Consider the following 13810-nt stretch of genomic DNA (forward strand, 5'->3'; position numbering starts at 1 on the left):
CGCACTGAGCGGCGCTTCGCGTTTTAAGGCGAAGTCATGGTTTCCTGAACGAGAAGTCCTGGTTCGCCGAAGATCCGGATATTTTGTCCATGGCGCTCGAGGTGTGCTCACGCGCGTGGCGGTGACCACATTCCAAAGGCAGCCGGTCAGGCTCTTCGCGCCATGGCCCCGCAAGGCGCCGGGCTGCAGATCGTGCACGTCGCTGTCCGCTCCTTCACACCAGCCGTGTCACGCAGACAGGCGGTGCGCCCAAGGTCCTGTTTGACTTCGGCATAAGCAGTTATGGCGAGCAGGCAGGCGAGCGCGGCGAGAGCCGCCGCAAGCCAGCCGTTCAATAGGTGTTGACGCATTGTCTTCCTCCGACGCCCGCAGAATTGGCCGTGGAGGCAACGGCAGGATGTCGCTGACCGCATCGCTTTGCACGGGCGATGTTACAAATGTCCGGATTGGCGGTATCGAATCAGCTTTCGGCTGGAACGGCCTTCGGCTTGCCCTCGCCGTCCAGCGCCACCATGATGAAATCGGCGTGGGTGACCTTTTCCATCAAGTCGGAGAGATAGCGCTGCGCCCAGGCCTCGACCTTGAGCGTCATCGAGGTGCGGCCGACGCGTTCGACATGGGTGTAGATGCACAGCGTGTCGCCGATCTTCATCGGCTTGGCGAAGGACATCTCCTTGACCGCCGCCGTCACCACGCGACCCCTGGCGCGCTCGGCGGCGCGGATGCCGCAGGCAAGGTCCATCTGCGCCATCACCCAGCCGCCGAAAATGTCGCCGGCGGCATTAGCGTCCGAAGGCATGGCCAGCGTGCGCAGCGTCAGGTCTCCGATCGGCCGTCCGTCCGCGTACTGCACCATGCGAGAAATTCCTCGAGATCGATTGCCTGCGATCCCGTAGCGTCACGGCGCGGACGCGTCAACGCGCCACTGGATCGTCGACGCGCACCGGGCATCGGGGCAAAGCCTGCTTGGCGGCTAGAAGAAGCGCGCGAGATTCGAGCGGATGCGGGCGAGAACGGTCTCGCCGGAAAGGTCTGGCACGAATGCCTTGCCGGTGATCGCCTCGTAGGCCCGGGCGTAGACACTGGAGGCCTGTCCGACGATCTCGTCCGGAATCCTCGGGATCGGGTCCTTGTAGGGATCGCAGCGCGCCGTCACCCACGAGCGGATGAAATCCTTGTCGAAGCTCTCCGGCCGCGTACCATCAGCCAGCGCCTGTTCGTAGCTCGCCGCGATCCAGTAGCGACTGCTGTCGGGCGTATGGATTTCGTCGGCGAGAATGATCGTCCCGTCCTTGTCGGTACCGAATTCGTATTTTGTGTCGGCAAGGATCAGGCCGCGCTCGGCGGCGCGCGCCTGGCCGCGAGCGAACAGCTTCAGGGCGTAGCTCGAAACGGTATCCCACTGCTCCTGCGTAAGAAGACCCTGCTCGATGATCTCGGCCCTGGACAGCGGCTCGTCATGGCCGCCATCGGCGGCCTTGCTGGTCGGCGTGATGACCGGTTCGGCCAGCTTCTCATTGTCGCGCAGGCCCTCCGGCAGGCGCATCCCGTACATCTCCCGTTCGCCGCGCCGGTAGCGGGTCAGGATCGAGGTGCTGGTGGTCCCGGCCAGATAGCCGCGCACGACGATCTCCACCGGCAGGATGTCGAGCCTCGTGCCGACCACGACGTTCGGGTCGGGATATTCCAGCACATGGTTCGGACAGATATCGGCCGTTTCCTCGAACCAGTACCGCGCCGTCTGCGTCAGTATCTCTCCCTTGAACGGGATCGAGGTCAGGATGATGTCGAAGGCGCTGAGACGGTCGGTGGCGATGATGATGCGCCTGCCGTCGGCAAGGTCGTAATTCTCGCGGACCTTGCCTTTGTAATAGCCCGGCAGTTCGGGAATGAAAGCATCCGACAGGACACGCATGGGTTCTCCTGCCTTGCGCAGAGTGGCCGATGCCCTCGCATAGTCCGTCGACCCCATGCATATCAAGCGTGATGTCGGTATTCCCGGCGACCCGGCCGGATATACCAGTCGCTTTTTTCACAACCGATGCCGGAAGGCCCGGCGACTTGGCGGACCCGCCGCGCCTAGGCTGGTGCCACATTCAGGAGCCACCGACGTCCACCATGCAGACCTACGATTTCATCATTGTCGGCTCCGGCTCGGCTGGCTCGGTGCTGGCGGACAAACTGTCGGCCTCGGGCCGCTTCTCGGTCCTGGTGCTGGAAGCCGGCGGCAGCGACCGCCGCTTTTACGTGCAGATGCCGCTCGGCTACGGCAAGACCTTCTTCGATCCCACCGTCAATTGGAACTACAAGACCGAGCCTGATCCCGGCCTCGGCGGCAATGTCGACCACTGGCCGCGCGGCAAGCTGCTTGGCGGCTCGAGTTCGATCAACGCCATGGTCTGGATCCGCGGCGCGCGCGAGGATTTCGACGACTGGCGCTCCCTCGGCAATCCCGGCTGGGGCTATGACGATCTGTTGCCGGCCTTCAAGGCGCTCGAGGACAACGAGGCCGGCGCCGACCGATGGCGCGGCACCGGCGGCCCGCTGCACATCAGCGATACAGCCAGCGCCGTCCACCCGTTGACCAAGCGCTATCTCGCCGCCGGCCAGCAGGCCGGACTGCCGCTCAATCCCGACTTCAACGGCGCCGCCCAGGAAGGCGTCGGCATCTACCAGATCTCGACCAAAAACGGCCGCCGCATGTCGGCCGCCCGCGCCTTCCTGCGCCCGGCGATGAAGCGCGGCAATGTCCGCGTTGAGACCAATGCGCTGGCAAGCCGCATCCTGTTCGAAGGCAAGCGCGCCGTCGGCGTCGAATATCTGCGGAACGGCGAGACCAAGACGGCCCGCGCGGGCCGTGAAATCATCCTGTCCGCAGGCTCGATCAACTCGCCACAACTCATGCAGCTCTCAGGCGTCGGCCCCGCGGCATTGCTCAGGGATTTGGGCATCCCGGTGGTGCATGCCAACGAGAATGTCGGCGCCAATCTGCAGGATCATGTCGGCATCAACTACACCTTCAAGGGCAGGCTGCCGACGCTGAACCAGATCCTGCGCCCCTGGTGGGGCAAGCTTCTGGTCGGCATGCAGTACATCTTGACCCGCTCCGGCCCGCTGTCGCTGTCAATGAACCATGGCGGCGGTTTCTTCCGCACCGACCCGGCGTTTTCCCGACCCAACATGCAGCTCTATTTCCAGGCCTTCTCGACGCTCATCCCGAAGAACGGCGAGCGGCCGATCCTGACGCCGGATCCGTGGCCGGGCTTCTCCATCGGCCTGTCCAACTGCCGTCCGTCGAGCCGCGGCGAGATCATGATCCGATCCAGCAATCCGCTGGATTATCCCAAGATCGTCGCCAACGCCTATTCGACCAATGCCGATGTCGACGAGATGCTGGCGGCGGTGAAGTTCGTGCGCAAGATCGCCTCGATGCCCGCCATGGCCGAGATCATCGCCGAAGAGGTGCTGCCCGGCCCGTCGATCCAATCCGACGCCGACCTGATCACCGATTTCAGGAAGCGCTCCGGCACCGTCTATCATCCGGTTTCGACCTGCCGCATGGGACTCGACCCCTCGCGTTCCGTCGTCGATCCGCGCCTCAAGGTGCACGGGCTCGAAGGCTTGCGCGTCATCGACGCCTCGATCTTCCCCGACAACATCACGGGCAACACCAACGCCGCTTCGGTCATGACCGGGTGGAAGGGCGCCGAACTGGTTCTGGAGGACCACACATGAAGATCACCGATGCCAAGACATGGGTTGTCGGCAACCCGCCGCCCGGCATCGGCGGCAAGTATTTCATCTTCGTCAAGCTGACCACCGATGGCGGCGTGGTCGGCTATGGCGAAGCCTACAACGCCACCTTCTCCGCCCACATCACGGCGAAGATGATCGAGGACATGGCCGAGCGCTATCTCGTCGGCCGCGATCCGCACGACATCGAGAATTTCTTCCGCCGCGCCTATTCCTCCGGCTTCACCCAGCGCCCCGACGTTTCCGGCATGGGCTGTTTTTCCGCACTCGAAATGGCCTGCTGGGACATTGTCGGCAAGGAGGCCAACAAGCCGGTCTATAAGCTGCTCGGCGGCCAGGTGCACGAGACGCTGCGCTCCTACACCTACCTCTACCCGCACACCGGCAGCGTGCATTCCGAGGACGCGCCGGACGGCAGGAACGTCTACAACGATCCGGAGATGGCCGCGGCCTGCGCGCTCGAATATGTCGAGCAGGGTTTCAACGCCGTCAAGCTCGACCCGGCCGGCCCCTACACCGCCTTCGACGGCCACCAGCCGCGCCTCATCGACATCGATGTCTCGACCCGCATGATCAAGGCGATCCGCGAGGCGGTTGGCACCCGCGCCGACATCCTCTTCGGCACGCACGGCCAGTTCACCGCATCGGGCGCGCTGCGCATGGCGCGCGCCATCGAACCCTATGATCCCCTGTGGTTCGAGGAGCCGGTGCCGCCGGACATGCCCGAAGTGATGGCGCAGGTGGCACGTGCGACTTCGATCCCGATCGCCACCGGTGAGCGGCTGACGACGAAATCCGAATTCGCCCGAGTCATCGAGAACCGCGCCGCCACCATCCTGCAGCCGGACCTCGGCCGCTCCGGCGGCATTCTGGAGACCAAGAAGATCGCCGCCATGGCCGAGGCCTACCACATCCAGGTCGCGCCGCATTGCTATTGCGGGCCGATCGTCGGTGCCGCCAACATCCAGCTCGCGGTGACGCTGCCCAACTTCCTCATCCTGGAATCACTGAAACAGTGGGACGGTTTCCACGCCACGCTCTTGAAGAAGAAGATCGAATGGCAGGACGGCAATGTCATCCCATCGAAGGAGCCGGGGCTCGGCGTTGAGCTCAACGAGGCGGTCTGCGATGCCCATCCCTATACCGGCAAGGACCTGCATCTGCAGATGATGCAGACGCCGTTGATGCCGTGAGCGAAAGCTACGCCTTCATCGGCCTTGGCCATCTCGGCGGCAACCTTGCCGCCAGCCTGATCCGCAACGGCTTTGCCGTCACCGTTGTCGACCGCGATCCCGCCGCCGTCGAGCGCCTCGTCGCGCTTGGCGCCACGGCCGCCAACAGCCCGGCCGAAGGCGCCGCCCGCGCCGGCAATGCCATCACGTGCCTGCCCTCGCCGAAAGTCAGCGAGGCGGTGCTGGCCGGCCCAGGCGGGTTGCTGGAAGGTCTGCCCAAGGGCGGCACCTGGATCGAAATGTCGACCAACGGTCGTGACGAGATTTTGCGGCTTGCCGCCCTCGCCTCGGCCAAGGGGATCGAGACGCTGGAATGCCCGGTCACCGGCGGCGTGCATCTGGCGGCGGTCGGCAAAATCACCGCGCTGGTCGGCGGCGATGCGGCCCTCTACAAGCGCCACCGCCCGACGATCGAAGCGATGTGCGCGAAGTCGTTCCTGATGGGCCCGATCGGCTCGGCGGCGGTGATCAAGGTGATCACCAACATGCTGGCCTTCATCCATCTCGTCGCCGCCGGCGAGGCGCTGATGCTGGCCAAGCAGGGTGGCCTCGATCTCGCGCAGAGCTACCACGCCATCGTGGCCTCCTCCGGCAACAGCTTCGTCCACGAAACCGAAAGCCAGTTGGTGCTGAACGGCTCCTACGACATCGGCTTCACCATGGACCTGGCATTGAAGGACCTTGGCTTCGCGCTCGCCATGGCCGAACAATCCGGCGTGCCGCTCGATCTGGCATCGCGCGTCAACGCGATTTTTCAGCAAGGCAAGGCGGCCTATGGCGGCGACGCCTGGTCGACCCAGATCGTCAAGCTGCTGGAAGATGCTGTCGGCACCGACCTTCGTGCGCCCGGTTTTCCGGCCAAGCTGGAGGTTTGAGCAACATGAGCCAGCAAATGAAATCAATGCGTTGGACAAGAATCTAGCATCATAGCCGCAACAACTTGAATCAGAGGTGCAACATCTTGACTGGTTTCCCGAGCGAGAGTTTCGATCGGATTGCATACCACGGCGATTGGCGGAAACACCCTCCCCTTCGTCATCCTCGGGCTTGACCATGCCGTAACATCAAGGCGTTGCAACGGGGCTGTTCCGCCGCGGGCGCTCTCGGCAACGCCTCGCTTCAATATCTCAGCATCAACGCGCCAGGCAGGATCTCGAAGGTCGCCGGTATGCGCCCCGGCGACTCGCCGTCGATATCGACCAGCGCGCCATTCTTTTCCACATCGCCGAGCGGTTCTACCACCACTTTCCTGCCGCGCAGGATGGTGATGGCGGGATGGTTCCGGTGCCTGCCGCCATAGAGCAGCCTGATATCCCAGATCAGCTTCAGCTTGCCGGCCGCGCGCAGGATGACGATGTCGAACTGTCCGTCGGTCAGTTCCGCATCGGGCGCGATCATCATGCCGCCGCCGAAGAATTTGCCGTTGGCCACCGCCACCAGCGCCATGCGCGCCTCGACCGGATCGCCGTCATCGACGGTGATCCGCACGTCCTGGAAGCGGTATCGGATGAACTCGACCACGGTGCGCCACAGGAACAGCGCCTTGGCCGACATCCTGCCCTTGCGTTTGTCGGCATTGACGGCGCGGTCGGTGGCGCCCGACAGGCCGAGGCTGGCGATGTTGATGAAGTGCCGGCTGGCCAGCGCGCCATGATCGTCGACATAGCAGATGCGGCCGGCATCGACCGCCCTTGCCTTGGCGTCGGCGATCCGTTTTAGCGTTGCGTCGATCTCCTTCGGCAGGCCGAGGCCGCGCGCGAAATCGATGCCGGCGCCGCAAGGCAGCAGGCCGAGTTCGGTTGTCCTGCCGCCCTCCTCGCGGGCCTGCAGCAGGCCGTCGGCCACTTCGCTGGCAGTTCCGTCGCCGCCGGCCGCGATCACCAGGTCGAAGCCGTTTGCCGCGAGATCGAGCGCCAGCCGTTCGGCGTCGCCCTCGGCCTGTGTCTCGCGCAGTTCGAAATCGCCGAAGTGCTTTTTCAGCGCGGCGGCGACATTGGGCCAATGCCGTTTCAGCCGGCCGCCACCGGCAATCGGATTGAGCACCACCCCGACCTTCACTACGCATCCTCCCCGGGAAGGCGCCGGACATGCCGCGCCCGATCCTTTGCCGGCCCCGATCCTTTGCCGGCCCCGATCCTTTGCGGCATTGAACCCCGCGCCTGTCGGCAGAGCAAGAGGCACCGTCGCTTCGTTCGCCGAAAAGCGGGGCAGGCTGTCTAAGGCGTTCGCGCCTGAATTTCCTTGGCTTCTGGCATCGGTCCCCGATAATCCCGCTATCCACAGGGGCGCGGCCATTCCCCAAACCCCTTACCCCGCGTAAGTTCAACCCATCTCAGGCGGCTACCGATCATCAAGCCGAAAGGCGAAGTGAAAGGCGGATTTCCTGAGGCCCGTACGGCCCGAAGCGAGAGCAGGCTTGCCTGTTCGAGGGACGGAAGCCGAGACCTACGGGGCCGCGGAGAGCGTGCCAACGCCGACGGCGGACCGATGCTGCCATGAAGGACGGCAAAACCTTCGATGGCACGCAGGGCAAAGCCCGCAAGGGCCAAGACCGGCGTGGTCTGGAACGGACGTCGCCCTCGGGCGGCTTCTGGCAGGACCGTCAAAATCAAGGCCGGCATGGCGCGACGACTTTACGGAAGTTGCTGCCGCGACCGTGTCCTGATCTGACAGGGAGGCGCTGGGAGAAATCCCGGCGCCGACTGTCTTTTGGCTCTCCCACACAATTGTTGCGGTGTTTCCGGTTGGGGCTGCAACCGGAAACAAAATCAGCTAACGTTCGACGTCAATTGAAGGGGGATACTTCATGACATTGATCCAGAAGCTTGCCGTCGCCTATGCATTCCTGTTCTTCGCGGTCGTGGCCATCGGCTACATTCCAGCCTTCAACGATGCCGACGGCAACCTGTTCGGCCTGTTCTCGCTGCAATGGTACGACGACCTGCTGCATGCCTTTTCCGGCGTCTGGGCGCTGGCCGCCGCCTTCATCTCGCATCGCCAGGCGGTGTTCTATTTCAAGCTGTTCGGCTCGGTCTATCTGTTCGACGGCGTGCTCGGGCTGATCACCGGCTCCGGCTGCCTCGATGCCGGCATCTTCATCAACGGCTTCCGCTCCCTCAACGACATTGAATTCCCCACCCGCTTCTTCGCCAATCTGCCGCATATCGTCATCGGCGGCATCGCCGTCTATATCGGCTTCTGGCTGTCGAAGCGCATATACGACCACTTCGCCACGGCCTGACCGGCCATGGTCCGCTTGATAAAGCGCATCATCAAGGCGATCGTCTGGCTGATCGTCATCGTTGTCCTGATCCCGATCGCTGGGCTCGCCTATGGCTTCCTGATGACGCCGTCGCTCGACAGGACGCCGCTGCCCGGCATTGCCGACGGCGCGCCACCCAAGGCGCTGGCCGACAAGGTGCGCGCCGAGATCCCGGGCTACCAGCGGCCGGAGGAATCGACCTTCCTCACCTATCCGGAATGGGCGATCGTCTACGCCGCGCGCGAATACGCCGGGTTCGTCGCCAAGGACCAGCCGAGCGGCTTTCCCTATTGGTCCTATGTCGGCCGCTTCTGGCAGGATTACGCGACGGTGATGCGCGCCAGTTCCCCCTACAAGTTCAACTATGCCAACCACCAGATGCTGGTCATCATCGGCACCAGCCACTCGATCGAGCATATCCTGCAATGGGCCTACGAAAACACGGTCGGCCGCATCACCGAGGCGGCCTCGGCCAAGCGCACCGCCGCCGACATCTACCAGGCCAAGGTGGCGGCGGATTATGCAGGCTTTCTCGACCAGGTGCCGTGGTACCAGTTTCCTTATGCGCAAAAGCGCGCCGGGCTGTTCGCCGTGCAGCCGGCGCCTGGTGACAGTTCCATTCGCACCAGCGAACGCAAGCTCGCCTTCGGCCTCGCCGACACCATCAAGCAAGGCTATGCCGACCTCATCAAGAAGGCGCTTGCCGCGACTTCCGACCCGGCCTTCCTCGATGTCCATGTCTGGGCAAAGGGACCGGTCGGCGAGGCCACCCGCGACGAGCCCGACACCTTGCTGGAAAGGGACCTGGGCCCGGACGGCACCATCTTCGTCACCAAGCGCTATCAGGTCTTCACCGACATGATCCCGCGGCTGATCGACAAGGGTGTCTCCTTTGTCGAGATCGGTGGCAATGACGAGATCATGGTCACGGTGCTGTCAACCGATTCGATCGCCGTCCCCGAAGGTATGCGCATCCTGTTCAGCTATCCGCTCCCGGCGGATCCCTCGACGCGCCGCACCGGCATGGTCGTGGCCGTGCGCAAGCTGCACCTGGTACTGCCGTCGCTGATGAAGGCCGGCGCCAGGCTCGAACACGTCTACGACTATTGAAGCGACAGTCCTGCCATGCGTCGACTGATCCGGATTGTCGGCTGGCTCGCGCTCACGCTGGTGGTGTTGGTCATTGTTGCGCTCGTCGGCTTTCGCGGCGCGGCGGCTTTTCGCGAGACCCTGTCGCCGCGGGAAGCGGCTCCGGCGGGAGCATTGTTCGCGACGGTCGACGGGCTGAAGATGCACTACCAGGTCTGGGGACCACCGGACGGGCTGCCGCTGCTTCTGTTCCACGGCACGGCGTCGTGGGCCGGGACCTACCGCGATATCGCGGCGCCCCTGGGTGAACAGGGCTTCCGCGTGATCGCCGTCGACATGCCGCCCTTCGGTTATTCGGAAAGACCGGCCGACCAGGACTATTCGCGCGCCGCTCACGCCAGGCGTGTCCTTGGCTTTGCCGACGCGCTCGGCCTTCGGCATTTCAGCGTCGCCGTCCACTCTTATGGTGGTGGCGGCGTGATCGAAGCCGCCTTCTCGGCCCCGGATCGCATCGATGCGCTGATCCTGCTCGACGTGGCGATTGGCCTCGGCCAGACCGAGGCTTCAGCCCCGCCGTTCGCATCCCTCCTGAAAAGGGACTGGCCACGCCAGCTCCTGACTGCCTCGACCTTCACCAATCCGCTCATGACCGAGTTCGGCTTGCGCCGCTTCATCGAGAACGACGATCTCGTCACGGCAGAGCGCATCGCCATCTACACGCGCCCGCTGAACGTCAGGGGCACCACCAATGCCGTTGGTCATTGGCTGTTCAGCGGCCTCGACAATGACGAGCGGAAATCGCTTGCCGCCAACAAGGCGAATTATCGCGCCTTCACGCCGCCGGTTCTCGTCATCTGGGGGCGAGAGGATTCGACCACGCCGCTGGCCCAGGGCGAAGAGATCGCCTCGCTGTTTCCACACGCCGAACTGACCGTCCTCGACGGCGTCAATCACATCCCGCAGGTCGAGCGCCCGCACGACGTGGTGCGGCTGATCGCCAATTTCCTCAAACGGACCTTGCCGGGCACCGGGTAGGCACGCGCCGCCACGCACATTCCACGGTCGAAGCCAAAATCCCGCCTTGTTCGCGCGCAATGGAGAATGCATGTCGCCTGGAACGCGACATGCGCCTGACTGGGCTGCCGGGGGGCATCTCGAAGGGACGAGACCGTGATCAAGACCGCCCTTGTCGCCATGACCATCGTCGGCTGCGACTGCGACGCCAAGCTGTGCGAATATATCGGCGAGACGCCGGCCAAGTGGTCGACCATCGCCGATTGCGAAGCCGCGATGAAAAGCCAGATCCTGCACGAGCGCAATTTCAACTATCCGCTGGTGTCCGGCATCTGCCGCCCGAAAGGTTCGGCGTCCTCATCGCACCTGGCCGCGATCGCGTCGGGCCCGGAACTGAAGCCCGCCAGCCGGATCGTCAGAACGGAAAGCCCGCTGCCGCCGGAGCTCAGCCATCGGCCGAGCGTCCCGGTCGGATCGCCCACGACGGCCCTGGACGCGGCCGCTGCCCGGCCCGTCGCCTATGAACAGGTGGTCGATGGCGGCACCGGCGTGCTCTATCGCACGAAGAATGGCTACGCCGTGGTCAAGACCGATCTCGGCCGCGCCGTCTCGGCAACCGCCGACGCGGCAAAGCGCTCCGTGAACTGGCTGGCCGGCCTGGTGCCGGGCAAGCTGTAGGCCTCGCCTACATCTTCAGCTTCAGGCTCTGCCAGAACTTGTCGATCAGCGGCTTCTCGGTCGCCGCGTCCTCGCCCGCGACGCGCGTGATGAACAGCAGTCCCTGGTCGGCTAGACCGTAGCCGACGATCTCGAAATAAGCGGTGTCGGTGCGGGTCTTCACCTCGGCGGTGATGCCGGTCAATTCCTTGCCGTCCGCGAGCTTGCGCGTCGTCGGCTGCTGCGTCAGCCTGGCACCCGCCTTGACCGATTCCTTCGTCATCTCCTGCAGCATCAGCTGGTTCAGCGACACCGGGTTCATCTTGCCGTATTCCTGCACCACGACGATCGTGCCCAGCGCCGAGGCCATCAGATATTGCGTGATGTTCTCGCCGAGATCGGTCTTGGTCACCGAAATGCCGCTCGGATGGTTGAAGGAAAAACTGTCGCCGGAAAAGGTCGCGAAATCGTTCTTGTCGAGCTTCACTTCGACCTGCTTGCCGTCCGGCAACGTCACATGGGCGCTCTCGCCGGCATCGATATCAACCGCCTTGCCGTCGATCGTCAGCCTGAAGGCTTTCAGGTCTTCAGCGCTGGCCGGTCCGGGGCAAAGTGCGACGAAGGCGAGCACCGCCGCCGCTGATCCCATCTGCATGGAATTCTCCTCTGACTGCTAAGCCGTCCCGCTCAGCGCCTTGATGGCACGGTAGAAGGTCGAGGAAAACAGTTCCGTCGGGTCATAGTGGCGCTTTGCCGCCAGGAAAGCCGGCAGCTCGGGATAGGACGCCAGCAGCTCCTTGGCCGTATAGTGCAGCTGGTAGGGCAGGAAGAATCGCCCGCCATGCTTGATCGTTACGTCGATAAGGGCCCGCGTCAGCGCGCGCATCCTGGTATTGCCATCGGCATCGGCGGGCTGGTTGATATAGAGCACCAGCGAATAGGCCGGCTCCGGCGCATAGGTCAGCGCCACGTTCTCCTTGTGGACGATGCGCACCGAGGCGTTGAGCACCGGCAGATCCTGGTTGCGCAGGATCTCGCGCGCTTCCGCGATGAATTCGACATAGGCGGCGCGAGGAATAAAATATTCGTGCAGTATGTCGGTCTCGCTCATGAGGTCGTTGAACAGATACGGGACCGAATCGTGCATCGGGTTGTTGCGGGTGACGAGACAGGCCTCGCCCTCGGCAAGCGCGGAGGTACGCGGCACCGTGCAGCTCTCGAATTTCGGCTCCAGCGTCTTTTCGGTGAACCATTTCAGTTCCTGGAACGCACTGCCCCATTTGGCCATGTTCATGATCACCCGCTTCAGGCCGACGCCATCGGGTTCGCCGAGCGCCGGCTGGTCGGCGGGCGGCTGCTCCGCCACCTTATCGTAGCGGTAGACGATCATATCCTCGAGGAAATTGCCCGGCGCCGTCGACAGATGGCCGTAGAACAGGCCGATATCCTTGTTCGGCTCCAGCACCTCGGCAAAGAATTTCGGGAATTCGTCGGATTTGATGATCTCGCGCGAGGTGCGGTAGACGGCATTGTCGACGATATCGAGCGTTGCCTCCAGCACCACGCCGAACAGGCCGTAGCCGCCGACGACATGGCGGAACAGCTCGCTGTTGTCGGCTGGCGAGCAGGTGGTCACCGCACCGTCGGCCAGCATCACCTGCATCGAGCGGATCGAGCCGGCCACAGAGCCCGCCTGGTGGTCCATGCCATGCGCGTTCACCGACAGCGAGCCGCCGACCGAAAAGATGTCGGTCGACTGCATCGCCTTCACGGCAAAGCGCGGATGCAGCATGTTCTGGATGTCGTGCCAGCACGCGCCCGGCTGCAAGGTCATTGTCTTGGCCGCGGCGTCCACCGTGACCTTGTTGAACTTTCTGAGGTCGAGAACCAGCGCATTGTCGTCGAAGGCATGCCCGCCCATCGAATGGCGGATCGCCGCCAGCGACACTTTCAGCCCGGAGGCGCGCGCGAAGGCCAGCGCCCTGGAGATGTGCTCTTCCTCGCTGACCTCGACCACGCCGTAGACAGGCGTCCTCGACAGGCCGCTGGCATCGTTGATGTCGCCGCCTTTTGCCAGCCAGGGCAGCGACGGTTCGAAGGCCGGCGGGCTGGCGATCGGCTTCAGCGGCAGCGCGATGCCGTCGATATCGGCGATGCGTCCGGTGTTCTTCGGCCCTGACGGGCCTCGCGCCAGCCGCGCCACGGTGGTACCACCCCACAGCACCGCGCCGCCGAAAACAGCCGCCCCCAGCAGCAGCCGCCGCGACAGGCGAAATCCCTTTTGTTCCTCGGCCATGCAGATCCCCCGTCAGCCAAGGAATAGCGCGGCCTTTTGGCAAAAACCATAGCGGCGCTGCCGGAACGGCGTTTCACCACGGTCGTCGCCTGGCGGTGAGTGCCCAAGGTAACGAAAATGGCCGGTCCCCGAAGGAACCGGCCAGATTGGAGCAGGGTCTCAAAAGTCCGGTCAGGAGTCGCTATGAAGCCTTCTTGATCGACGTCACCATGCCGGTCTTGTCGTCGACGGTCACCGCCACCTTGGCGCCAACCTTCAGTTTCCCGACCGACGCATCGGGCGACAGCTGGTAGATCTTGCCGTCGTCGAGGGTGACCGATTTGGTTGTCGGATCGACCGCCTGGATGGTGCCCTGAACGGTCGCGGCATAGGCCGAGCCGAGGAAGGCGAGCAGAGCGGCGGTGGTTGCTAGGGTCTTCTTCATGGATAGCACTCCGTGCTGTTTCGGTTTTCCGGCACCGCTTGGGAGAGAGCAGCACCGAACGGCCCGAGACTGGGGCGGAAACG

General features: G+C 63.9%; 13 protein-coding genes. 7 read left to right on the top strand and 6 right to left on the bottom strand.

Translation table 11 applies throughout. The features are described 5' to 3' along the window. Window positions 1–460 precede the first annotated feature (460 nt). Window positions 461–856 (bottom strand): acyl-CoA thioesterase, encoded by a 396-nt coding sequence (locus M653_RS0110430; protein WP_027143305.1) that lies wholly within the window; start codon window positions 854–856, stop codon window positions 461–463. Between the two features lie 117 nt (window positions 857–973). Further along, a complete protein-coding gene (locus tag M653_RS0110435) occupies window positions 974–1915 on the bottom strand; it encodes a phosphoribosylaminoimidazolesuccinocarboxamide synthase (protein WP_027143306.1) in 942 nt (313 codons plus the stop codon). 203 nt (window positions 1916–2118) lie between these two features. Between M653_RS0110435 and M653_RS0110440 the strand changes: the two genes are divergently transcribed. The 3 genes from M653_RS0110440 to M653_RS0110450 are packed head-to-tail and all read left to right on the top strand — an operon-like array spanning window position 2119 to window position 5860. After that, window positions 2119–3735 carry a GMC family oxidoreductase N-terminal domain-containing protein gene (locus tag M653_RS0110440; RefSeq protein WP_027143307.1) on the top strand — a complete coding sequence of 539 codons (1617 nt, stop codon included), beginning with the start codon at window positions 2119–2121 and terminating at the stop codon, window positions 3733–3735. Continuing rightward, window positions 3732–4946 (top strand): mandelate racemase/muconate lactonizing enzyme family protein, encoded by a 1215-nt coding sequence (locus tag M653_RS0110445; RefSeq protein WP_027143308.1) that lies wholly within the window; start codon window positions 3732–3734, stop codon window positions 4944–4946. Before M653_RS0110440 ends, M653_RS0110445 begins: the two co-directional genes overlap by 4 nt. Then, window positions 4943–5860: an NAD(P)-dependent oxidoreductase gene (locus M653_RS0110450; protein WP_027143309.1), complete on the top strand. Its 918-nt coding sequence runs from the start codon at window positions 4943–4945 to the stop codon at window positions 5858–5860. Before M653_RS0110445 ends, M653_RS0110450 begins: the two co-directional genes overlap by 4 nt. A 244-nt stretch (window positions 5861–6104) precedes the next feature. Here M653_RS0110450 and M653_RS0110455 read toward each other — a convergent pair whose 3' ends face one another. Continuing rightward, complete coding sequence (locus tag M653_RS0110455; protein ID WP_027143310.1) at window positions 6105–7043, bottom strand: diacylglycerol kinase family protein; 939 nt, start codon at window positions 7041–7043, stop codon at window positions 6105–6107. A gap of 748 nt (window positions 7044–7791) precedes the next feature. Here M653_RS0110455 and M653_RS0110460 point away from each other — a divergent pair. The 4 genes from M653_RS0110460 (at window position 7792) to M653_RS0110475 (ending at window position 11028) form a co-directional block, all read left to right on the top strand. Then, on the top strand, window positions 7792–8226 hold the full coding sequence (locus M653_RS0110460; RefSeq protein ID WP_027143311.1) for a hypothetical protein: 435 nt from the start codon (window positions 7792–7794) through the stop codon (window positions 8224–8226). A gap of 6 nt (window positions 8227–8232) precedes the next feature. Next, on the top strand, window positions 8233–9357 hold the full coding sequence (locus M653_RS0110465; RefSeq protein ID WP_027143312.1) for a hypothetical protein: 1125 nt from the start codon (window positions 8233–8235) through the stop codon (window positions 9355–9357). Between the two features lie 15 nt (window positions 9358–9372). Continuing rightward, window positions 9373–10371: an alpha/beta hydrolase gene (locus tag M653_RS0110470; RefSeq protein WP_027143313.1), complete on the top strand. Its 999-nt coding sequence runs from the start codon at window positions 9373–9375 to the stop codon at window positions 10369–10371. 135 nt (window positions 10372–10506) lie between these two features. Beyond that, on the top strand, window positions 10507–11028 hold the full coding sequence (locus M653_RS0110475; RefSeq protein ID WP_027143314.1) for a hypothetical protein: 522 nt from the start codon (window positions 10507–10509) through the stop codon (window positions 11026–11028). A 7-nt stretch (window positions 11029–11035) separates the two neighbouring features. Here M653_RS0110475 and M653_RS0110480 read toward each other — a convergent pair whose 3' ends face one another. From M653_RS0110480 to M653_RS0110490, 3 genes are all read right to left on the bottom strand, one after another. After that, complete coding sequence (locus M653_RS0110480) at window positions 11036–11662, bottom strand: hypothetical protein (protein ID WP_027143315.1); 627 nt, start codon at window positions 11660–11662, stop codon at window positions 11036–11038. An 18-nt stretch (window positions 11663–11680) separates the two neighbouring features. Continuing rightward, the gene (locus M653_RS0110485; protein ID WP_027143316.1) at window positions 11681–13303 is read right to left on the bottom strand and encodes an FAD-binding oxidoreductase; all 1623 of its coding nucleotides are present in this window, start codon (window positions 13301–13303) and stop codon (window positions 11681–11683) included. Window positions 13304–13484: 181 nt separating this feature from the next. Beyond that, complete coding sequence (locus M653_RS0110490; protein WP_027143317.1) at window positions 13485–13727, bottom strand: DUF1344 domain-containing protein; 243 nt, start codon at window positions 13725–13727, stop codon at window positions 13485–13487. Window positions 13728–13810 lie beyond the last annotated feature (83 nt).

Source organism: Mesorhizobium sp. WSM3626 (genome assembly GCF_000513935.1).
GTDB classification, from domain to species: Bacteria; Pseudomonadota; Alphaproteobacteria; order Rhizobiales; family Rhizobiaceae; genus Mesorhizobium; species Mesorhizobium salmacidum.